The 20,638-nt window shown below is 69.3% G+C and carries 18 protein-coding genes; 7 read left to right on the top strand and 11 right to left on the bottom strand.

The window, feature by feature from the left end:
* The first annotated feature begins 47 nt into the window (after nucleotides 1-47).
* Nucleotides 48-2,183 carry a molybdopterin-dependent oxidoreductase gene (locus tag AC069I_RS07470; protein WP_478265022.1) on the top strand — a complete coding sequence of 712 codons (2,136 nt, stop codon included), beginning with the start codon at nucleotides 48-50 and terminating at the stop codon, nucleotides 2,181-2,183.
* A 28-nt stretch (nucleotides 2,184-2,211) separates the two neighbouring features.
* Here the strand turns inward: AC069I_RS07470 and AC069I_RS07465 are convergent, their stop codons facing one another.
* The 6 genes from AC069I_RS07465 to AC069I_RS07440 all read right to left on the bottom strand — a co-directional run bounded on the left by AC069I_RS07465 (nucleotide 2,212) and on the right by AC069I_RS07440 (nucleotide 7,846).
* Complete coding sequence (locus tag AC069I_RS07465; RefSeq protein ID WP_478224159.1) at nucleotides 2,212-2,865, bottom strand: TrmH family RNA methyltransferase; 654 nt, start codon at nucleotides 2,863-2,865, stop codon at nucleotides 2,212-2,214.
* A 14-nt stretch (nucleotides 2,866-2,879) separates the two neighbouring features.
* Entirely contained in the window at nucleotides 2,880-3,272 is a 393-nt protein-coding gene (locus tag AC069I_RS07460; RefSeq protein WP_478224157.1) for a DUF2784 domain-containing protein, read from the bottom strand.
* 118 nt (nucleotides 3,273-3,390) lie between these two features.
* Nucleotides 3,391-3,954 (bottom strand): orotate phosphoribosyltransferase, encoded by a 564-nt coding sequence (gene pyrE, locus AC069I_RS07455; protein ID WP_016338130.1) that lies wholly within the window; start codon nucleotides 3,952-3,954, stop codon nucleotides 3,391-3,393.
* Between the two features lie 46 nt (nucleotides 3,955-4,000).
* Complete coding sequence (locus tag AC069I_RS07450) at nucleotides 4,001-6,535, bottom strand: FtsX-like permease family protein (RefSeq protein WP_478265021.1); 2,535 nt, start codon at nucleotides 6,533-6,535, stop codon at nucleotides 4,001-4,003.
* Nucleotides 6,535-7,293, bottom strand: coding sequence for an ABC transporter ATP-binding protein (locus AC069I_RS07445; RefSeq protein WP_478265020.1), 759 nt, complete (start codon nucleotides 7,291-7,293; stop codon nucleotides 6,535-6,537). The genes AC069I_RS07450 and AC069I_RS07445 overlap by 1 nt, the downstream gene beginning before the upstream one ends.
* A gap of 70 nt (nucleotides 7,294-7,363) precedes the next feature.
* Nucleotides 7,364-7,846, bottom strand: coding sequence for a PepSY domain-containing protein (locus AC069I_RS07440; RefSeq protein WP_478265019.1), 483 nt, complete (start codon nucleotides 7,844-7,846; stop codon nucleotides 7,364-7,366).
* 60 nt (nucleotides 7,847-7,906) lie between these two features.
* Here AC069I_RS07440 and AC069I_RS07435 point away from each other — a divergent pair, with 60 nt between their 5' ends.
* The gene (locus AC069I_RS07435; RefSeq protein ID WP_478265018.1) at nucleotides 7,907-8,587 is read left to right on the top strand and encodes an MgtC/SapB family protein; all 681 of its coding nucleotides are present in this window, start codon (nucleotides 7,907-7,909) and stop codon (nucleotides 8,585-8,587) included.
* On the opposite strand, the gene AC069I_RS07430 is transcribed toward AC069I_RS07435, so the two are convergent.
* Nucleotides 8,584-9,351: an SDR family NAD(P)-dependent oxidoreductase gene (locus tag AC069I_RS07430; protein ID WP_478224150.1), complete on the bottom strand. Its 768-nt coding sequence runs from the start codon at nucleotides 9,349-9,351 to the stop codon at nucleotides 8,584-8,586. The two genes, AC069I_RS07435 and AC069I_RS07430, sit on opposite strands and share 4 nt — an antisense overlap.
* A 120-nt stretch (nucleotides 9,352-9,471) precedes the next feature.
* Between AC069I_RS07430 and AC069I_RS07425 the strand changes: the two genes are divergently transcribed.
* Nucleotides 9,472-10,605, top strand: coding sequence for a hypothetical protein (locus tag AC069I_RS07425; RefSeq protein WP_478224148.1), 1,134 nt, complete (start codon nucleotides 9,472-9,474; stop codon nucleotides 10,603-10,605).
* On the opposite strand, the gene AC069I_RS07420 is transcribed toward AC069I_RS07425, so the two are convergent.
* From AC069I_RS07420 to AC069I_RS07405, 4 genes are all read right to left on the bottom strand, one after another.
* A complete protein-coding gene (locus tag AC069I_RS07420; protein WP_478224146.1) occupies nucleotides 10,606-11,316 on the bottom strand; it encodes a hypothetical protein in 711 nt (236 codons plus the stop codon).
* Between the two features lie 210 nt (nucleotides 11,317-11,526).
* Nucleotides 11,527-14,124 carry an ATP-dependent chaperone ClpB gene (gene clpB / locus AC069I_RS07415; protein ID WP_478224144.1) on the bottom strand — a complete coding sequence of 866 codons (2,598 nt, stop codon included), beginning with the start codon at nucleotides 14,122-14,124 and terminating at the stop codon, nucleotides 11,527-11,529.
* An 89-nt stretch (nucleotides 14,125-14,213) separates the two neighbouring features.
* Nucleotides 14,214-15,398 carry an MFS transporter gene (locus tag AC069I_RS07410; RefSeq protein WP_478265017.1) on the bottom strand — a complete coding sequence of 395 codons (1,185 nt, stop codon included), beginning with the start codon at nucleotides 15,396-15,398 and terminating at the stop codon, nucleotides 14,214-14,216.
* 75 nt (nucleotides 15,399-15,473) lie between these two features.
* The gene (locus AC069I_RS07405; RefSeq protein ID WP_478224140.1) at nucleotides 15,474-15,938 is read right to left on the bottom strand and encodes a MarR family winged helix-turn-helix transcriptional regulator; all 465 of its coding nucleotides are present in this window, start codon (nucleotides 15,936-15,938) and stop codon (nucleotides 15,474-15,476) included.
* Nucleotides 15,939-16,208: 270 nt separating this feature from the next.
* Here AC069I_RS07405 and AC069I_RS07400 point away from each other — a divergent pair, with 270 nt between their 5' ends.
* From AC069I_RS07400 to AC069I_RS07385, 4 genes are all read left to right on the top strand, one after another.
* A complete protein-coding gene (locus AC069I_RS07400) occupies nucleotides 16,209-17,414 on the top strand; it encodes a globin domain-containing protein (RefSeq protein ID WP_340686177.1) in 1,206 nt (401 codons plus the stop codon).
* 457 nt (nucleotides 17,415-17,871) lie between these two features.
* A complete protein-coding gene (locus AC069I_RS07395; protein ID WP_478224457.1) occupies nucleotides 17,872-18,972 on the top strand; it encodes a globin domain-containing protein in 1,101 nt (366 codons plus the stop codon).
* A gap of 160 nt (nucleotides 18,973-19,132) precedes the next feature.
* A complete protein-coding gene (locus AC069I_RS07390) occupies nucleotides 19,133-19,885 on the top strand; it encodes a lytic polysaccharide monooxygenase (RefSeq protein WP_478224138.1) in 753 nt (250 codons plus the stop codon).
* Nucleotides 19,870-20,478 (top strand): DUF305 domain-containing protein, encoded by a 609-nt coding sequence (locus AC069I_RS07385; RefSeq protein ID WP_478265016.1) that lies wholly within the window; start codon nucleotides 19,870-19,872, stop codon nucleotides 20,476-20,478. Before AC069I_RS07390 ends, AC069I_RS07385 begins: the two co-directional genes overlap by 16 nt.
* The last annotated feature ends 160 nt before the right edge of the window (nucleotides 20,479-20,638 follow it).

Raw genomic sequence — 20,638 nt, 5'->3', positions numbered from 1 at the left:
ATACCGCTCAGTATGTTGGGAGGACTCCCGAACCCGCGAGGTGCTTCATGACCACGGCGCACGTGACCTGCCCGCTCTGCGAAGCCACCTGCGGGCTGGAGGTGACGATCGACGAGAAGAGCCTGGTCACCCGCGTGCAGGGGGACCGCGAGGATGTCTTCTCGCAGGGCTACATCTGTCCGAAGGGCGCTTCGCTCGGCGCGCTGCACCATGACCCGGACAGGCTCACCGCGCCGCTGGTGAAACGCGACGGCGAATTCGTCGAGGTCACCTGGGACGAGGCGTTCGCCGAGATCGACCGGCGGCTCCGGCCGATCATCGACGAGCACGGCAGGAACGCCGTCGCCGTCTACTCCGGCAACCCGACGGTGCACAACGCGGCGTTGGTGCTCTACGGCCGCGTGTTCTTCAAAGCCTTGGGCACCAGGAACTTCTACACCGCGACCACCGTCGACCAGATGCCGAAGCACTTCTCCTCCGGCTACCTCTTCGGCGACCCGCAGACCATTCCCGTCGCCGATCTGGACCGCACCGAACACCTGCTCATCCTGGGCGCGAACCCGTTGGTGTCCAACGGAAGCCTGATGACCGCCCCGGACACCCGTGGGAAGCTGCGCGGGATCCAGAAGCGCGGCGGCAAGATCGTCGTCCTCGATCCGCGCCGCACCCGGACCGCGCAGCTCGCCGACGAGCACCACGCGATCCGGCCCGGCACCGACGCGCTGTTCCTGTTCGCGCTGGTCAACGTCCTGTTCGCGGAGAACCGCGTCCGTCCCAGTGAGCACGTGAACGGTGTCGACGAAGTCCGTGCCCTGGCGGAACCCTTCACCCCGGAGGCGGTCGCGCCCGCGACCGGGATCGACGCCGCCGAGATCCGCCGCATCGCGCTCGAACTCGCGGACGCCGGGCGCGCCGCGGTGTACGGCCGGATGGGGACGACGACGCAGTCGTTCGGCACCGTCGCGAGCTGGCTGGTCGACGTCGTCAACACGCTCACCGGCAACCTCGATCGCGAAGGTGGCGTGATGTTCCCGCTGCCCGCCCTCTGGCGGCCGCGCCGGTCCTCGCCGTTCACCAGCGGCCGCTGGACGAGCCGGGTGCGCGGGTATCCCGAGGTGCTCGGCGAGCTGCCGGTGGCCACGCTCGCGGACGAGATCGAGACACCCGGCGAAGGCCAGGTGCGGGCGCTGGTGACCATCAGCGGCAACCCCGCGCTGAGCACGCCCAACTCCGCGCGGCTCACGGAAGCGTTGCGGCAGCTGGACTTCATGGTCTCGCTGGACGTATACCTCAACGAGACCACGCGGCACGCCGACGTCATCCTGCCCGGGCCGTCACCGCTGGAGCGGCCGCACTACGACGTCGCGTTGTACGCGCTCGCCGTGCGCAACGTCGCGAACTGGACACCCCGGACGCTGGAAACCGAGATGCCGCAGGAATGGGTGACCCTGCTGCGGATGGCGGGAATCGCCGCCGGCCAGGGCCCGGACGTCGACGTCGCGGCCTTCGACGCGATGGTCGCGGGCGAAACGGCGCGGCGCACCGGCGTCGACCTCGCGCTCGCCGAAGGCCGCACAGGGCCGGCGCGGATGATCGACCTGATGCTGCGCGGCGGACCGTACGGCCTGAGCCTGGCCGATCTCGAAGCCGCCCCGCACGGCGTCGACCTCGGCGCGCTGAAACCGCGGTTGCCGGAGGCGCTCGCCACCGCGAGCGGGAAGGTCGAGCTGGCGCCGGACGCGATCACGAAGGACGTCCGCCGCCTGCGCGCGGAGCTGGACAAGGCGCCGGACGGCGGGCTGCTGCTGATCGGACGGCGACACCTGAGCTCGAACAACTCGTGGATGCACAACCTGACGCCGCTGGTGCGCGGCGGGAACCGGTGCACCGTCCAGGTGCATCCGGACGACGCCTCTCGCCTCGGGCTGACCGACGGCGGACTCGCGGCGGTGACGTCGCGGGCGGGGAAGCTCGAAGCGCCGGTGGAGGTCACGGCCGACGTCCGGCCCGGTGTGGTGAGCATGCCGCACGGCTGGGGCCACGACCTCGACGGCACGCGCACGCGGGTCGCGGCCGCGCACGCCGGGGTCAACTCGAATCTGGTCGCCGACGAGACCCTGCTCGACGTCCCGTCCGGGAACGCCGTGCTGAACGGCATCCCGGTGGAGGTCACCCCCGTCTAGCCGCATTCAGAGGACGAAATGCGGGAGATCACCAGGCCTGGGACAGGTCGGCGTGCTGCCGGATCCAGGCGTGCATGACGATCCCGGCGGCGACGCCGGCGTTGATCGAGCGGGTCGTGCCGAACTGCGCGATCGAGACGACCAGCGCCGCCGTCTTCTGCGCCTCGGCCGAAAGACCCGGCCCTTCCTGGCCGAACAGCAGGACACACTCGCGCGGCAGTTCGGCGGTCTCGACGGGTTGCGAGCCGGGGGTGTTGTCGACGGCGACCACGGCGAGCCCCTCCGTCGCGGCGAAGGTCAGCAGCCCGTCGACGTCCTCATGGTGGAGAAGGTGCTGGTAACGGTCGGTCACCATGGCGCCGCGCCGGTTCCAGCGCCGCCGTCCGACGATGTGCACCGCGGCCGCGGCGAACGCGTTCGCCGTCCGGACCACGGTGCCGATGTTGTGGTCGTGCTGGAAGTTCTCGATCGCCACGTGGAACGGATGCCGGCGGCTGTCCACATCGGACACGATGGCCTCGCGCCGCCAGTACCGGTACGGGTCGACGACGTTGCGGCGGTCGCCGTTGGCCAGGAGTTCGGGGTCGTAGCGCTCGTCCGAAGGCCAGTCGCCCTCCCATGGACCGACGCCGACCTCTTCCTTCGCCACCCATTCGGTGGGACCGGCTTCTTCCGAGTTCACCCGAGGATTGTCACTCAGCCCATGCTGACGCGGTGCGCCGGTGCGTCCCCGTCGTGGTGGCGGTGACGCCGGCGCTGGTACGCGCCGATGTAGGAGATGATCACCGTCGCCATCGCGATCACGACGACGAACGGCAGCGACGAACGCGGGAACACGGTGTCGTAGAGGTAGTAGGCGTTGAAGCCGCCGGGTAGGTCGCCGAGGCCCTGCTGATGCCGGAAGTAGTTCTCGGCGGCCGTCAGCGGGCACGGCCAGGGGAAGACGTTGACGAGGACACCCCATGCGGCGAAGAACACATGCACGAAGATCACCTTCGGCCACCGCCACGCGAGGAAACCACCGAATCCGATGAACAACAGCGCGAAAATATGCACCGCGACTGTCACGTTCGCCAGGAAACCCGCCACCTCAAGCCCCCTTTCACACCCCTACCTGCGACGTTACCCCTTTCGGATTGAGAAACGCTCACGAAAAAACGGGGCATCCTCCGTTCGCACGGAGGATGCCCCGTTCGGGACGCTTTACTCAGGACAGACCGAGATCGTCCTTGTTCAGAATGTAACGGTATTCGAGGCCTTCCTTCTCGATGGCCTCGCGCGCTCCGGTGTCCCTGTCGACGACGGTCGCGACGCCGACCACGTTGGCTCCAGCCTCGCGCAGAGCCTCGACGGCGGTGAGCACGCTGCCACCGGTGGTCGAGGTGTCCTCGACGGCGAGCACGCGCTGTCCCAGCACCTCGACGCCTTCGATCCGGCGCTGCATGCCGTGTTCCTTGACGGCCTTCCGGACGACGAACGCGTCGAGCACGACACCGTCGGTCGCCGCTGAGTGCAGCATCGCCAGCGCCACCGGGTCCGCGCCGAGGGTCAGACCGCCGGCGGCGACGTAGTCCCAGTCGTGCGTGAGCTGGCGAAGCAGCTTCCCGATGAGCGGAGCGGCCGCGTGATGCAGCGTCGCCCGCCGGAGGTCGATGTAGTAGTCGGCCTCCTTGCCCGAGGACAAGGTCACCTTGCCGTGCACGACGGCGAGTTCGCCGACCAGTCTCGCCAGTTCGAGTTTCGCCGCTTGATCAACACCGGGGTACGCCACGGCCGAGAGTCTTACACACGGCCCGCCGGGTCCTTCGACGGTAGCTCTAGTCATTGCCTGCCGTCGCCGCGTCGACGGCCTGGCCCCGCGTCGCCGCCCAGGCCGGGACCAGGGTCGCCACGAGCGCGAGCGCCGCGGCGGTCCCGATGATGGTCAGGTAGATCAGCGGGGAGCCCATCGGCAGCAGGGAATCGGTCGCCACCAGGCAGAACGGGACGATCGAGCCCGCCGCGACGACGGTGCCGAGCACGATCCCGACCAACGCGACGAGCCCGCCTTCGAAACCGGCCATCCGCAGCACCTGCGCCCTGGTCGAGCCGGTGAGCCGCTGGAGGCCGAACTCGCGGCGCCGCCGGACGGTCGCCATCACGAGCGTGTTCGCGACCGAAATCACCGTGTAGGCGATGATCATCCCGACCAGCAGATAGTTCACCCACGCGCCGACGGCCTGGTCCTTGTCGTGCGCCGCGACGAGCGCCGCCCGGTCGCCGACGGACACCGGCAGCCCGGCCGTCGCCTCGCGAAGCCGCTCGGTGAGCGCCGCCGGATCGACGTCCGGAGCGGCGCGGACCAGCATCTGCGGGGCGAGCCCGGCGGTGGTGTGCGGGGCCAGCAGACCGGCCGGGAGCAGCAGGCTCTCGAAACCGGGCCGCTGGCTGGTCACCGCGACGACCTCGACGTCGACCGGGGTGCCGTCCCCGAGCCTCAGGCTGAGCGTGTCCCCGACGCCGCGGCCGAAGTCCTTCGCGAAGACCTCGGGCAGCGCGATGGTGTTGCCGGTCAGCGCCTTCAGGTCACCCTGAGTCACCTTGGTGTCAGTCGTCGCGCCCGCGCCGGAAGCGGTGAGGCCGACCGCAGGACGGCCCTCGTCGGAGGAGTCGTACGGGTTCTCGAGGAACACGCTGCTGGTGACGTACTCGGACGCTCCGGCGACCCCGGGCACGGCCTGGATCCGCTGGACGAGGTCCGGGGACAGCCCGCCCGTCGCGGAGGCGATCACGGCGTCGGCGCGGACGTCTTCGGTGAACGCCTGGTTCGCCAGCTCCTGCTGGGTGGTCTGCAGGTAGATGTTCGCGGTCGCGATCCCGACGGCGAGCATGATCGGGGTGACCGCGCCCGCCGCCCGGACGATGCCCGCGCGGGTGTTGAGCACGGCGAGCCGGGCGTCGATGCCGCCGAGCAGGCGCATCGGCCACTGCAGGATCGCCGTCATCACCTTGGCGACACCGGGGGTGATCATCGCGACGCCGAGCGCCCAGAGGATCACCGCGGGTCCGGCGGTGCTGGCCGCGATCGGGCCGGTCATCACCGCGACGGTCACGATGGCCAGCGCGGTGCCGCCGCCGAAGCAGAGCACGGCGACGATGACGCGTGTCGGGGTCAGCCAGCGGCGGGTGACCGCGGCCTCGGCGAGCGCCTCGGTCGGCCGGATCTTCCCGGCGCGGCGGCCCGCGAAGAAGGCGGCGATGAACACCGCGAGCATCGCGGCCCCCGCGCCGACGACGGCGGGCAACCAGCCCTGGTAGAACCGCAGCACCGCGGGCACCACCCCGTTCTCGGCGAGCTGCCCGAACAGCCACTCGCCAAGGAACGGGCCGAGTACCGCGGCGAGCGCGGTGGCGAGCAGGCCGACGGCCAGCGCTTCGCCGAGCACCATGCGCCGGAGCTGGCGCGGGGTCGTGCCGATCGCCCGCATCAACGCGAGTTCGCGCGAACGCTGCTGGGTGGACAGGCTCAGTGTGCTGGCTACGACGAACATCGCGACCATCACCGAGAGCCCGCCGGACACCGCGGCGATGACGATCAGGTTGGAGCCGCTCGAATCGGCCTCGGGGAATTCCGCGACACCGCGGTCGATGCCGGTCAGGACGTTCGCCCCGGTCGCGACCTCGGCGACTTTCGCCCGCACCGCCTCGACGTCCGCATCCGGCGCGGTGAAGACGCCGATCGCGTCGGCCTTGCCGGGGTGACCCGAGAGCCGGGCGGCGTCGGCGGCGGAGAAGAACACGGCGGCCTGGGTGATCGAACGCGGCGCTCCGGCCACTCCGGCGACGCGGAACGATTCGGTCTTGCCGCGCGCGGCGACCTCGACGAGGTCACCGGGCTTCGCTCCCGAGGCGGATTCGACGACCACCTCGCCCGCCGCGGGCGCGGCACCCGCGGCCAGCGCGTACGGGGTCAGGACGGCGGAGTCCCAAGCGTGGCCGAGGGCGGGCTTCCCGCCCGCCGCGAGCGGGAAGCTCACTTCGCCGACGACGTCCGAGACCCCGGGGACGGACCGCAGCTGGGACACCAGTCCGCTGTCGAGCCGGACGCGTTCGGGAAGCCGCGCGTCCTCGAACTTGCGCTTGTCATCGGGTTCGAGAGCTGCCGGATCTTCCTTGGGCAGTGCGAAGGTCTGGCCGCCGGTGACGAGGATCGGCGCGGCCGCGAGCCGCTGCGGCTCCGCGTTGCTGCGGATCCCGGTCTCCATCAGGCCGCCGCAGGAGGCGACGATCAGCGCGCCGAAGAAGACGGCGATGAAGGTGCCGATGAAGCCACCCTTGCGCAGGCGCAGGGTCCGGAAGGCGAGTCGCAGCATCACGCACCCGCCCTGACCGAGCTGCCCCAGGCACCCAGGTGGGTCATGCGCTCGGCGACGACGTCCGCCGTCGGCGCGTGCAGCTCGTCCGCGATCCGGCCGTCGGCGAGGAAGATGACGCGGTCCGCGTACGAGGCGGCCATCGGGTCGTGGGTCACCATGATCACCGTCTGGCCGGTCGTCCGGACGGAATGGCGCAGCAGCGCGAGAACCTCGGCGGCGGTGCGGGTGTCGAGAGCGCCGGTCGGCTCGTCGGCGAAGACCACCGCGGGCCGGGTGACCAGCGCCCGCGCGATCGCGACGCGCTGCGCCTGCCCACCGGACAGTTCGCCGGGAAGGTGCTTGCGACGGCCGGAAAGCCCCACGCGGCCCAGCATCTCTTCGACCACACGGCGGTCCGGCTTGGCGCCGGCGAGCTGCTGCGGGAGCGTGACGTTCTGCTCGACGGTCAGCGCCGGAAGCAGGTTGAAGGCCTGGAAGATGAAGCCGACCCGGTCGCGGCGCAGCTTCGTCAGCTTCGTCTCGCTCATCCCGGCCAGCTCCTGCCCGTCGAGCACGACGGACCCCGACGTCGGCCGGTCCAGCCCGGCCGCGCAGTGCAGGAAGGTGCTCTTACCCGAGCCCGAAGGTCCCATCACCGCGGTGAAACCGCCACGCGGGAACGCCAGCGTCACCCCGTCCAGAGCGACGACGCCCTTGCCGTATTCCTTGCGGACGCCGTCGAGCCGGACCGCGTCACCGTTCCACCCAGTGTTCATGGGAAAACACTAGGAATCCCAGGTCGGAAGCACCCTGGGGCGAGCGTGCGTCTCCTTGGTAGGGCGGGCCCTACCTCACCGCGCCGGTCCTGGCATCGACGTCGACGTCGTGCTCGATCCCCTTGCCGTCGCGGAGCCCGACCTCCCAGACGAGGGTGCCGTCGGCGGCGTGGTCGACCTCCATCTCGTCGAGCTCACCCGGCCGGCGTTGCTGCGCGGCCTGGAGTGCCTTGACCGCGTCGACACCCGCCTGCCCGACCTTCGCCAGGTCGTCGCTCGGCTTGGCGGTCTGCTGCTTGCCGAGGACCTGGCCGCCGTCCGGGCTCACGCGCACCTTGTGTTCCTGCCCGTGTGACGCGACCTTGATCGCCCACCCGTCGTTCGCGGGCTCCACGTCGAACACCCGCCCGTCGGGCAAAGCGCCTGCCGCCGCTTGGATCGCCTTCACCGGCTGGGCTTCGACCGGTCCCGGTACCGCCGGGGCGGGCGCCTGTTCGGTGGAACAGGCGGCCAGCGTCAGCACCACCGCGATGACAAGAAGTGATGACTTCATGATCCACGCGTACCCGCCCCGCACGGGCTCGAACCGTCGTCCGGCCGATGGCACCGTGGGGTGATGGTCTCGAACGGACAGGGCTGGCTCCAGATCGGTGAGCTGACGACGGCGTTCGCGCTGTCGGCGGCGATCGGGCTGGAACGGCAGCTCAGGGGCAAGAGCGCCGGACTGCGGACCCAGACCATCGTGGGCACCGCGTCCGCACTGATCCTTTTGGTCAGTAAGTACGGTTTCGGCGACATCCTCGCGACCGGGCAGGTCGTACTCGACCCGTCCCGGATCGCGGCACAGATCGTCTCCGGTGTCGGCTTCCTCGGCGCCGGGCTGATCATCACCAGGCAGGGCGCGATCCACGGGCTCACCACGGCCGCCGCCGTCTGGGAGACCGCGGCCATCGGCATGGCGGCGGGCGCCGGTCTGCTGGTGCTGGCGGTCGTTGTCACGGCCCTGCATTTCGTGGTGGTCCTCGGTTTCACCTGGCTGAGCGCGTATCTGCCCGGCGGCACGGGCATGACCAGGCTTCGCGTGAGTTACGTGGACGGGCAAGGTGTCCTGCGCGAGCTGCTGGCGCTGTGCACGAGCCGTCGATGGTCGATCACGTCACTGCGGATCACCGACGACCGTGACGGTGAGGTGACGGTCTCACTCGACCTCACCGGACCCGATCACGCCGCCGCGCCCACCGTGCTCGCCGCGACCGACGGCGTGCGCTCGATCGAAACCACCGATGACGATTAAGTTCGGCCCTTGCCGCCGAAACCGCCGCCGAGCTTCCGCAGCACCGCCCTGGGAAGCAGCCCGCCGACCGCGACGAGCACCTTGTACTGCAGGCTCGGCACCGAGATCACCTTGCCGCGGCGCAGATCCGCCAGGGCCTCGTCCACGACCTGCTCGACGCCGAGCCAGAACGCCTTCGGACCGGGCTTGTCCAGACCGGCCCGCTCGTGGAACTCCGTGGTGGTGAACCCAGGGCAGAGCGCCATCATGCGGATGTTCTCCGGCAGCGAGGCGGCAATGCCCTCGGTGAACGAAGTGACCCAGTTCTTGCTGGCCGTGTACGTCGAACCGCGGCCGCTGAAGAAGCCGGCGACCGAGCTGACGTTGATGATCGCGCCCTCGCCGCGGTCGATCATCCCCGGCAGCGCCGCACGGGTCAGCCGCAGGACGGCGGTGACGTTGACGTCCAGCTGACGCTGCAGCGCGTCCGGCGGGATGGTCCAGAAGTCGCCGTTGAGCCCGAAGCCCGCGTTGTTCACCAGGAGGTCCACCGGCGCTTCGGCCAGGCGGTCCTCGACCAGCGCGCGTCCGTCCACTTCGGACAGATCGGCGGGCAGGACCACGACGTCGACGCCGTGCGCCTCGACCAGTTCCGCGGCGAAGCCCTCCAACCTGTCGACGTCGCGGGCGACGAGTACGAGGTCGTACCCCTCGGCGGCGAGCCTGCGCGCGAACTGCGCGCCGATGCCGGCGGTGGCGCCGGTGATCAGGGCGGTCTGTGTCATATCGGGAACCTACTCCTCGGTCGGGTTCCGGGAACACGCTCGGATGGGGCAGGCGTGGGGGTCACCCACCGTGGGGATTTGACGTGCAACTGCCGAAGTCGGGAAGTATCGTCCGGCCCCATGGGGAAGCACAGCAGGCGCAAGCCGAGCTACCTGCCCAAAGTCGCGGCCGGCGCGGCGCCGCTGGCGCTGTTGCTCGCCGGTCCGGCCACCGCGCTCGCCACCCAGACCGACCCGTCGATCCCGCTTCCACTCGATCACCAGCGCGAAGGCAGCCTCGATCGCGGAGTCGGCTTCACCAGCGAAGGCGACACGACCGTCTTTCGCGGTTTCCTGACCAACACCGAGCGGAACGTCTTCAGCAAGGACCTCGGTGACGCGAAGACCGTCGCTGACGTCCGCCGCTCGGTGAGCGAGACCATCGAGACCCGCGACGGTGTCACGGCCCGTCCGGACAAGGTCGGCGCGCTCGCGGCGGCGAAGACTTCCGAGGCCGTCAAGCAGGGCCAGCGGGAAGCGCTGAAGGTCGATCGCTATGGAAGCGTCGTCGCCGGGAACGAGACCGAACTCGAACGGACCGGCGCACGGCTGACCGAGGTCGCGCTCGACCCGCGCACCGGCGTCCCCACCTTCGTCTCCGAGGACAGCCGCGCCCTTCGCGTGGCCGAGGGGACCTATCACGCCGTCCGCCCGCTGCCCGGGGTCGGCGTCATCAACGAGACGGAACAGCACACCGGCGGCACCCTCGACCGGGCCTTCCGGCTCGACGGCGGTTTCTCCGGCGACCTCGGCGGCGTGCTGGAGGCCGGGCGGTCGTCCGGGCACGCGGTCGACGTCGGCGACCTCGCCGCCGTCGGGTCGACCTCGGCGCAGCACGGCAACGGCCGGTTCAGCGGTGTCCTGCCGCTCGACGTCGGCTCGGGCGCGGGTTACGGCCAGGAGCACGCTCTCGGCGGCACCATCGGTCCGTCGTCCGGGCTGGTCACCACCGGGCAGAACGTGAATCTGGCGCAGCACGATGCCGGGCTCACCGGATCCGGTTCGCACACGATCAGCGGCGACCTCGGCATCGGGGAAGTCGCGTCCGTCCGCGGCACCTCGACGTCGTCCGTGCGCGGGGTACAGCCGACCACAGATCCCGCACAGGCAGGGCATCTGACGCAGTCCGGGACACTCGACCTGACCCTGCTCGGTCAGCCGGCGCACACCGGATTCATCGCCGGGGCGCTCCCGCTGGAGCTCAAGCGGTCCTGATCAGGCCTGGGGCTCGATGTCGTCGGCGGCCTCGGCCTGCCAGTGACGGCCAGGGGTCGAGGCGTTGTCGTACTCCTCGTCGAACGGGTCCACGATGTCGGCGATCTCGCCGAGGTCGCGCAGCAGCCGCTCGAGCCGCGACGGCCCGGCGTTCGGGGCGACGCTCGCGAGCACCCACTCGTTCTCCAGCCACGCCACGCCGACATCGCCGCCGAGCGAGTCCGCCGCGTCGACGAGATCCTGCGTGATCACCTTGCGCGCGCCCTCGGCGTCGTCCGCGAAGGCGTAGCGCTGACCGATCGGGCCGAGCATCTCGGGCATGTCCTGGCGCTGGAACGGCACACTGGACAGCCACATCTCCAGCGGCACCTCGTGCACGCGGTTGCACCGCACGGCGACCACGACCGCCGGGATCTGGCCCTCGGTCTCGATGTCGAAGATGAAGACGGGACGCCGCCCGTCGGAGGTGAAGGTGGACCCGGCGACGACGTTGACCGCCAGCTGGGCACCGAAGTACCCGATCGCGCCGTTGGACCACTGCCGCGGCAACCGTTCGTCCTCTTCGACGAACTGCCAGCCGCGCAGCTCGGCCCAGCGCATGCGCTCGCGATTGCGCGAGCCCTCCTTCGCCCGGTCGGCCGCGAGCAGCGCCAGCCCCGCCACCAAGGCGACGGCGGCGATGACGAACCAGATCCACGCCGGAATACCCACGACGGTCAGGGTATCCCCCTGCCCTCACCGGATGTGACCGCCGGGCGCCGTGTCGCGCCACCCCTTTCGGTGCCGCACCCGGGAAGGACCACGAAAGACGCGGCGAAAGGTCGACAAATCGCTGTGTCGCCAAGGCAATGAAGGGGTCTTTCATCGCAAATTCTGCGATGAAAGACCCCTTCATCTCATTCGGCGGGTGACCGACCGGCCTCAGTCCACCCGGGTGACCGTCAGCGCCTCCGACGCCTCCTGGGCCGGGATGTCCACCCGCACCGTGTCGCCGTCCCGGATCTCACCGGCCAGCAGCTGTTTCGCCAGCTTGTCGCCGATCGCCGACTGCACCAGCCGCCGCAGCGGCCGCGCGCCGTAGATCGGGTCGAAGCCGTTCAGCGCGAGCCACTCGCGTGCCCCGTCGGTGACCTCCAGCGTCAGGCGGCGCCGCGACAGCCGCGTGGCGAGCCGTTCGATCTGGATGTCCACAATGGACGTCAGCTCGTCGGTGCCCAGCGCGTGGAAGACCACGATGTCGTCCAACCGGTTCAGGAACTCCGGTTTGAACTGCCGCTGCACCACCGACATCACCGCGTCGTTGCGCTGACGCTCGTCGAGCGACGGGTCGGCGATGGCCTGCGAGCCGAGGTTCGACGTCAGCACCAGGATCGTGTTGCGGAAGTCCACCGTGCGGCCCTGGCCGTCGGTGAGGCGTCCGTCGTCGAGCACCTGCAGGAGCACGTCGAACACGTCCGGATGCGCCTTCTCGACCTCGTCGAGCAGCACCACCGAATACGGCCGCCTGCGCACCGACTCGGTCAGCTGGCCGCCCTGGTCGTAGCCGACGTAACCCGGAGGCGCCCCGACCAGGCGCGCCACCGAATGCTTCTCGGCGTACTCGCTCATGTCGATCCGCAGCATCGCGCGCTCGTCGTCGAACAGGAACTCGGCGAGGGCCTTCGCCAGCTCGGTCTTGCCGACACCGGTCGGGCCGAGGAACAGGAACGAACCGGTCGGCCGGTCGGGGTCGGCGACGCCCGCCCTGGTGCGGCGCACCGCGTCCGAGACGACCTGCACGGCCTCCTTCTGCCCGATGACGCGCTTGCCGAGCTCCTCCTCCATCCGGAGCAGCTTGCCCGTCTCACCCTCCAGCAGCCGTCCGGCCGGGATGCCGGTCCACGCGCTGACCACGTCGGCGACGTCGTCCGCGCTGACCTCTTCCTTGAGCATGACGTTCTGCTGGCTGACTTCGCTGGCCGCGGTCGCGGCCTCGAACTCCTTCTCCAGCGCGGGAATCCGGCCGTAGCGGAGCTCGGCGGCCTTGCCGAGGTCGCCGTCGCGTTCGGCGCGTTCGGACTCGCCGCGCAGCTGCTCCAGCTGCTCCTTGAGTTCGCGGACGCGTTCGATCGAGCCCTTCTCGTTCTGCCAGCGCGCGGTCAGCGCGGTCAGCGTCTCCCGCTTCTCGGCCAGCTCCGAGCGCAGCGCGGCGAGCCGTTCCTTGGAGGCGGCGTCGTCCTCTTTGGACAGAGCCATCTCCTCGATCTCCATCCGCCGCACGGCGCGCTCGACCTCGTCGATCTCGACGGGCCGCGAGTCGATCTCCATGCGGAGCTTCGACGCGGCCTCGTCGACCAGGTCGATCGCCTTGTCCGGCAGGAACCGGGCGGTGATGTAGCGGTCGGACAGGGTCGCGGCGGCGACCAGCGCGGCGTCGGTGATGCGCACACCGTGATGCACCTCGTACCGTTCCTTGAGCCCGCGCAGGATGCCGATGGTGTCCTCAGTGGACGGTTCGCCGACCAGCACCTGCTGGAAGCGCCGTTCCAGCGCGGCGTCCTTCTCGATGTGCTGCCGGTACTCGTCGAGCGTGGTCGCGCCGACCATCCGCAGCTCACCGCGGGCGAGCATCGGCTTGATCATGTTGCCCGCGTCCATCGCTCCCTCGCCGGTCGCGCCGGCGCCGACGATGGTGTGCAGCTCGTCGATGAACGTGACGACCTCGCCCGCGGAGTCGGTGATCTCCTTGAGCACGGCCTTCAGCCGCTCCTCGAACTCACCGCGGAACTTGGCACCCGCGACCATCGAGCCGAGGTCCAGCGCCACCACGCGCTTGCCGCGCAGCGACTCCGGCACGTCACCGGCGACGATGCGCTGGGCGAGCCCTTCGACGATGGCCGTCTTGCCGACACCGGGTTCACCGATCAGCACCGGGTTGTTCTTGGTGCGGCGCGAGAGCACCTGCACCACGCGGCGGATCTCGGTGTCGCGGCCGATCACCGGGTCCAGCTCGCCGGCGCGGGCGCGTTCGGTCAGGTCGACGCCGTACTTCTCCAGCGCCTTGAACGTGCTTTCCGGATCCGCGCTGGTGATCCGCGCGGAGCCGCGCACCTTGGCGAACGCCTCGCGCAGCGCGTCCGGGGTGGCGCCGTGCCGCTTGAGCAGCTCGGCCACCGGCCCGCCTTCGGTGGCGAGGCCGACGAGGAGGTGCTCGGTCGAGACGTACTCGTCGCCGAGTTCGGTCGCGAGCTTCTGCGCGTGCGTCAGCGCTTTGACGGCGTTCGTGTCGAACTGCGGGCTCGACACGGTGGCGCCCGTCGCCGACGGCAGCGCCGCGATCAGCGGCTCCAGCTCCTTGTGCACCTGCGCCGGATCGGCCCCGACCGCGGTCAGCAGCGGTGCGGTGAGCCCCTCACCCTGCGCCAGCAGGGCGCCGAGCAGGTGCGCGGCCGCCACGTGCGGGTTTCCCGCCATCGTGGCCGCCTGCGCCGCCGACGAGATCGCCTGCTGGGTCTTCGTGGTCGGGTTGAAAGCGTCCATCCCTCACCTCGTACTAGGTCCTGCGAAGTTCTTGTCGACAGGTACAACGTCAGCAAAGTTGAGTCTGTTCCGCTCAACCCTGAAAAGTTTCAGCCTCCGGTCGGGGAGACCGCCTCCACGGGCAGGCGGGGACCCACCCGGCCGAGGCCGACCACGGCCGTACAGGCGCACGCGGCCACGAGCACCCACGGGATCCAGACTGCCACGGAGAACAACGCCACGACGGCCGGAGCGATCACCGCCGCGAGCGTGAACGCGTACTGGAAGGCCGCCAGGTACCGGCCTCGCGCCTCCGGCGGCGCCGCGGCTTCGGCCAGCGCCCCGGACCGGGGGCCGAACGCGAGATCGCCCGCGGCCAGCACGAGGGTCGCACCGAGCAGGTAAACCGGCTGGAAGACCTTCGGCACGAACACCACCAGGAGGCACGCCAGGCACCACACCGCGAACAACGCCGAACCCGCACGCATCGCGGCGATCCGGGTCATCCTCCTGGTGAGCCGCAACGCGATGACTCCACCCAGACTGGTGACGACGGTGAGGAGCGCGATGATGGCCCCGGGAAGCCATCGAGGGCCTTGCAAGGCGTTGAACACGTACACGGGCATCCCGATGAGGAAGAAGTCCATCGTGAGCGCGAACAGCCCGCTGAACACGATGAGCGCCAGGTACGGGCGGTTCCGCCAGACCCGCGCGGGCCCCGAGCAGCGCGGCGAAGGCCGCGGGGCGGGCGTGACCAGCGTCGACAGGATGGCCGCGGCGATGACGAAGGTCGCGACGTCGACCATCACGGCGACGTACAGGCCCTCACGCCCGATCCACACCAGCAGTCCGGCCGCCGCGAGCCCGCCCAGCCCGAAGCCCGCGGAGCGCACCATCGCGGCTTCGGCGAACGGCCGGTCCTTCGGCCCTTCGCCCGCGACGTCGGCGATGAGCGAGAACTGCGAGCTGTAGAACAGCTGCTGCCCGGCCGCGAGCATGACGGACGCGCCGACGACGCCGGCGAACCCGTCGGCCAGCAGGAAAGCGCTTGCTCCGGCGGCCTGGAGAACGTGGGAACAGATCATCACCGTCCGCGGGCCGATCAGGTCGACGAGGCGGCCGGCGAGCGCGGGAACGAGCAGCCCGGCGAACGCGCCGAGCGTGACCGCACCTCCCGCCTGGGCGAGCGGCAAACCCACCACGCGGATGACGAAGACGAGGCCCAGCGGAAGGAAGAGTCCCGAGCCGAAGTTGTCGATACCCAACGCGACCAGCAACGCGACCCTGCTTCGCACACCTTCGACGCTACCGGCGTGACGGCGTCGCGAAAGGTCCGTTCAGTCAAGACCGGTGGGTAAGAACGGCCGCCGTCAAACGTCGCATGTCCGGGCGGACAGGGCCGCTCGGACGTCCGCGTTCATCTCCGCCAGCCGCGTGGTCAGCTCGAGGACCTTTTCGTCGTCCCAGTCACCGAGCGCACGCTCCATGAACTCCAGATACCCGGCCCGCCTGCGCCCCAGTTCCGCACGCCCGCGCTCGGAGATGCTGATGATCGACGCGCGGCCGTCCTCGGGCGCGGGACGGCGGTCCACCATCCCCGCCGCGGACAGCTGGGAAATTTGACGACTTATGACCGAAAGGTCCACAAAGCGTCGTTTTGCCAATTCCGAAGGGCGCGCCTCGCCGTGCTTCGCCAGGTCCGACAGCAGCATCGCGGCCGCCGGATGCAGGCCGGGGTCGTCCTGCCAGGCCTGCATTATCCAGGCGTGCTGCAGCTGGGAGGCGGCCTTCAACTCACGCATCAGTTCGACCCTGGCGTCGTCGGCGGAGCTCATCGGTGCCTCCTGGCTACTTGTACAGTACAACTTTATTGGGTGACACTTGCGTAAGACAACTATTTACCTCGTGAGATCCCCCACTGCCGACCGGTTTCGAGTACACCCGTCCGGAGCAACGATGCGGGCAAAAGGGCTCTCGGCAGCTAGTCTCGCGAGCGAGCCGGAACCAGCCGACCGGCCCGACAGCCACTGACCGGAGAGGTGAATGATCCGTGAATTCTTCTCCAGTGGACCCTCGTTCGTGAACCTGGGGAACCGTCTTCCGGCATGCGCTACCCGATCAGCGACTCCCAGCCCGTGACGGCCGACGCGGTCAGCCCGGTCCCGCGGTCCTCGGCGCCGCGCGAAGCCCCGCCCGCGGTCACCGCGATGGTGCGCCTCATCCGGGACACCTGGGCGAAGTCGGAGCCCTTCATCCCGGAGATATCCCAGTTCTTCTACGGGATGCTGTTCACCCTCGCGCCGGCGACCCGCGACTTCTTCCCGATCAACATGGAGGTCCAGCGCGGCAGGCTGGTCCGCGCGCTGGTCCACATCGTGCAGATGGTCGACCGGCCCGACGACCTCGTGCCGTTCCTGACCCAGCTCGGCCGCGACCACCGCAAGTTCGGCGTCATCCCGCGGCATTACGAGGCCGTCGGCACCGCGCTGCTCGCCTCGCTGAAGAACCACCTCGGTCCGGACTGGACACCGGAGGTCGAACGGGCCTGGGCGGAGGCGTTCACCATCGTCGCCCGCGCGATGCAGGAGGCAGCGGCGGCCGACGTCAACCCGGCGTCGTGGTCGGCCACCGTGCTCGAACACCGGCGGCTCACCTGGGATCTCGCCCTGGTCCGCGTCCAGCCCGAGTTCCCGGTGCCGTACCAGCCCGGTCAGTACATGAGCGTCGAAGTACCGCAGCGGCCACGGCTCTGGCGCTACCTGTCGCCGGCGAACGCGCCGCGCGAGGACGGCGGCATCGAGTTCCACGTGCGCGCCGTCGACGGCGGCTGGGTGTCGCGCGCCATCGTCAGCCACACGCAGCCCGGCGACGTCTGGCGGCTGGGACCGCCGCTCGGCAGGCTGTCCATCGACCGGACCGACGGCCGCGACGTCCTGATGATCGCCGGCGGCACCGGCATCGCGCCGCTGCGCGCCATCCTGGACGACCTCGCGCAGTGGGGCGAGAACCCGAAGGTCCAGTTGTTCTACGGCGGACCGTCGCGTGAGGACCTTTACGACCTCGACGAGTTGCGCGCTCTCGCGGCCACGAACCCGTGGCTCACCGTGACGCCGGTGGTCGAACACGGTGAAGAGGCCCCCGGCTGCGTGCAGGGCACGCTCGCGGAAGCCGTTACCCAGCAAGGATCCTGGCCGGGGCACCGGATCCTCGTCGCCGGCTCGCCCGCGATGATCCGCGCGACGGTGTCCCGGATGCTGGTCGCGGGCAGCGCGCTCGACCAGATCGCGTACGACCCCTTCACCATCGACTAGGCACTGTCCGAATGCGATTCCATAATGGGGATCAGTCACCGGACGCATACCGTTACGTGACCCGGTAATCACGGAGAAAAACCCACCCGATCGGCGGATCACGCTTTCCGGCCCCAGTGGCGAAAAACACTGGTTAGCAAGGAAAATCCCGCCTGCTTGATCACCTTTACTTAGTGCCAGACGGTGTTGACGGCGCGTATATCGTTTGCTCCGTTCGAGCGGGAAACAACCATTCGTGGATCCTTTCGCGACGTTCGGGCATACAGTCGGGACCCCTCGGGGGAACACGAGCACGATGACATCGGGTCTGGAGAATATGCCCGATCCAACTGGAGAAAATCGTTCACCCATGACTGCCGAAACAGTGAAGTACGAGCATCCACCGAGTCCGTCGAGATCTTCACCGATTCCCGTTCCACCCTTGATCGAAACACCGTCGGCGGACAAGACCGTCGCGATGGCCAAGCTCATCAGGGAGAGTTTCGCCGCCGTCGAAACGAAGGCCGAGGAGCTGTCCCAGTACTTCTACGGCGTGCTCTTCTCCGTTTCGCCGGATGTCAGGGCGTTGTTCCCGATCAACATGGCCACGCAGCGAAATCGTTTGCTGCGCGCACTCGTCTACGTCGTCCAGATGGTGGACCGGCCCGACGAGCTGGCCACGTTCCTCGGTCAGCTCGGCCGTGACCACCGGAAGTTCGACGTCGTCGGCCGCCATTACGACGCCGTCGGCGTCGCGCTGATCGCCGCGTTGAAAAGGTTCCTGAAGGACGACTGGACACCGGAACTGGAAGACGCCTGGGTCACCGCGTACGGCGTCATTTCGAAGCACATGCGCGAGGCCGCGAGCAAGCAGACCGGGCCCGCGTGGTGGAAGGCGACCGTCATCGAGCACCGCCTCGCCTCCCGCGACGTCGCCGTGGTCAAGGTGCGCACCGACCAGCCGCTCCCGTATCGGGCCGGCGGCTACGTCAGCGTCGAAGTCCCGCAGCGGCCGCGCATGTGGCGATACTTCTCGCCCGCCACCGCGCCGCACCAAGACGGAACGATGGAGTTCCACGTGCACGCCGTGCGCGGCGGCTGGGTCTCGCGCGCGATCGTCCACCACACCCGGTTCGGCGACGTCTGGCGCCTCGGTCCGTCGCTCGGCGCGCTTTCGGTGAACCACACGGAAAGACGTCCGCTGCTGATGATCGGCGGCGGCACCGGCGTCGCGCCGCTGCTCGCCCTGCTCGACGACATGTCGCGCTGGAAGAACAACCCTCCGGTGCACCTGTTCTTCGGCGGCCGCCGTCCGGAAGACCTCTACGCACTCGACGAACTCCGCGGGCTCACCGTCACCTGCCCTTGGCTGACGGTAACCCCGGTGACCGAGGAAGGCACCATCGCCGGTGGCGACCGCGGCACGCTGGCCACGGCGGTCACCCAGCGCGGCGCTTGGAAGGAGCGCGACGTGTACGTCGCCGGGTCACCGCCGATGATCCGGGCGACGATCGCGAAACTGCTCGCCGCGGGCACCGACCTGGAGCGGATCAAGTACGACCCCTTCACCCTGGACTGAACCGATGCGTCCTTCGTATTAGGCCGATCGGCTGTTCCACCTGGGCTTGACGCAGCAGTAGGTCAGTGAATCATTGACCGCGGTCACCGGCGGATTTATGGTCTAGACCACATTGCTCCCCCTCACGGGAACACCGTCGTTCCATCCCCCAGGAGCCGGCATGACCGTCAAACGCAAGCTCGTGGCAGCCGCCGCCGGTGCGATCCTCGCCCCGATCGCCATCGTGGCCATCCCGCAGGTGGCCAGCGCCCATGGCTACGTACTGTCCCCGCCCAGCCGCCAGGCGAACTGCGCCCAAGGCAAGGTTTCCGGCTGCGGTGCCATCGTCTACGAACCGCAGAGCGTCGAAGGCCCCAAGGGGCTCCGCAGCTGCAACGGCGGCGTTCCCGGATTCGCCGAGCTCAACGACGAATCGAAGCCGTGGCCCGCCGCGTCGGTCGGCAACAGCGTGACCTTCAACTGGAAGTTCACCGCCTACCACCGGACCACGAACTACGAGTACTACATCGGTGGCACCAAGATCGCCGACATCAGCGGGAACAACTCCGCGCCGAAGGACCCGACGTCGCACACGGTGAGCCTGAACGGCTTCAGCGGCCGCCAGAAGGTGCTCGCCATCTGGAACATCGCGGACACGCCGATGGCCTTCTACAGCTGCATCGACCTGCAGATCGGCGGCGGCAATCCGCCCACGACGAGCAACCCGCCGACCACCAGCAACCCGCCCACGACGTCGAACCCGCCGACCAGCACCACCAACCCGCCCACCGGCGGCACCTGGGCGGCCGGGACGTCCTACGCGGTCGGCAACACGGTGACCTACGGCGGCGTCACTTACCGGTGCCAGATGACACATACGGCGATCCAAGGCTGGGAGCCGCCGAACACACCCGCGCTGTGGACACGGCAGTGAAGCTGGCCCTCGTTCTCGTCGCCGGCCTCGTGGCCCTCGCGGGCTGCGGGGCCGGCGACGGCTCACCGCCCAACGCCGGCGCCCCGATCTCCCCGGCCCCCCAGTCGGCGGAGGCGTCCGCGGCGTACAACGACGCCGACGTGATGTTCCTGCAGATGATGATCGCCCACAACAACCAGGGCGTGGAGATCGTCAAACTGGTGAAGGCCAAGCAGGGGCAGAAGCAGGAGCTGACGAATCTCGCGGCCGCCATCGAGGCGACGCAGCAGACCGAGACCACCGACATGCGGAACTGGCTGAAGGCCTGGGGCAAACCCGAGACGGGTTCGGCGGATCCGCACGCGCACCACCATCACGGTGGCGACGGACTCACCGACAAGGGCCTCCTCGAAGCACTGTCCAAAAAGGATGGTGCGGAGTTCGGCCTCGACTTCGCCGACATCTTCGTCGCGCACCAGCACAACGGGGTCGCGCTGGCGAGGACCGAGCTGAAGGACGGCAAGAACCCGGAGGCGAAGGCGCTGGCCCAGCGGATCATGGACTCGCGCACCGGCGAGGTCCAGCAGATCCGGACCCTGGTGCCCGGCCAATAACGCATTTAGTCCTCTGAATGCGGGGTAAGGCGACACGCGCGCTGGGCTCAGGCTCCGCCACCTCCGCCTTGCGAAGAAGTACATGAAGGCCCCCTTCCTGCACCTAGGCGCGAGGAAGGGGGCCTTCATGTACTTGGCAAGGTGCTGCCGCGGTGGCGTT

The sequence above is a fragment of the Amycolatopsis sp. NPDC043885 genome, from assembly GCF_056435685.1.
Note: the sequence above shows the minus strand (reverse complement) of the source record. Positions and strands in the feature narration are given on the sequence as shown.

Bases quoted from the DNA above. Each gene is read 5' to 3' on its own strand.
- AC069I_RS07400 (WP_340686177.1), top strand. From the start codon at position 16,209: ATGCGCTACCCGATCAGCGACTCCCAGCCCGTGACGGCCGACGCGGTC.
- AC069I_RS07425 (WP_478224148.1), top strand. From the start codon at position 9,472: ATGGGGAAGCACAGCAGGCGCAAGCCGAGCTACCTGCCCAAAGTCGCG.
- AC069I_RS07450 (WP_478265021.1), bottom strand. From the start codon at position 6,535: ATGCTGCGACTCGCCTTCCGGACCCTGCGCCTGCGCAAGGGTGGCTTC.
- AC069I_RS07445 (WP_478265020.1), bottom strand. From the start codon at position 7,293: ATGAACACTGGGTGGAACGGTGACGCGGTCCGGCTCGACGGCGTCCGC.
- AC069I_RS07395 (WP_478224457.1), top strand. From the start codon at position 17,872: ATGGCCAAGCTCATCAGGGAGAGTTTCGCCGCCGTCGAAACGAAGGCC.
- AC069I_RS07390 (WP_478224138.1), top strand. From the start codon at position 19,133: ATGACCGTCAAACGCAAGCTCGTGGCAGCCGCCGCCGGTGCGATCCTC.
- AC069I_RS07430 (WP_478224150.1), bottom strand. From the start codon at position 9,351: ATGACACAGACCGCCCTGATCACCGGCGCCACCGCCGGCATCGGCGCG.
- AC069I_RS07405 (WP_478224140.1), bottom strand. From the start codon at position 15,938: ATGAGCTCCGCCGACGACGCCAGGGTCGAACTGATGCGTGAGTTGAAG.
- AC069I_RS07440 (WP_478265019.1), bottom strand. From the start codon at position 7,846: ATGAAGTCATCACTTCTTGTCATCGCGGTGGTGCTGACGCTGGCCGCC.
- clpB (WP_478224144.1), bottom strand. From the start codon at position 14,124: ATGGACGCTTTCAACCCGACCACGAAGACCCAGCAGGCGATCTCGTCG.
- AC069I_RS07470 (WP_478265022.1), top strand. From the start codon at position 48: ATGACCACGGCGCACGTGACCTGCCCGCTCTGCGAAGCCACCTGCGGG.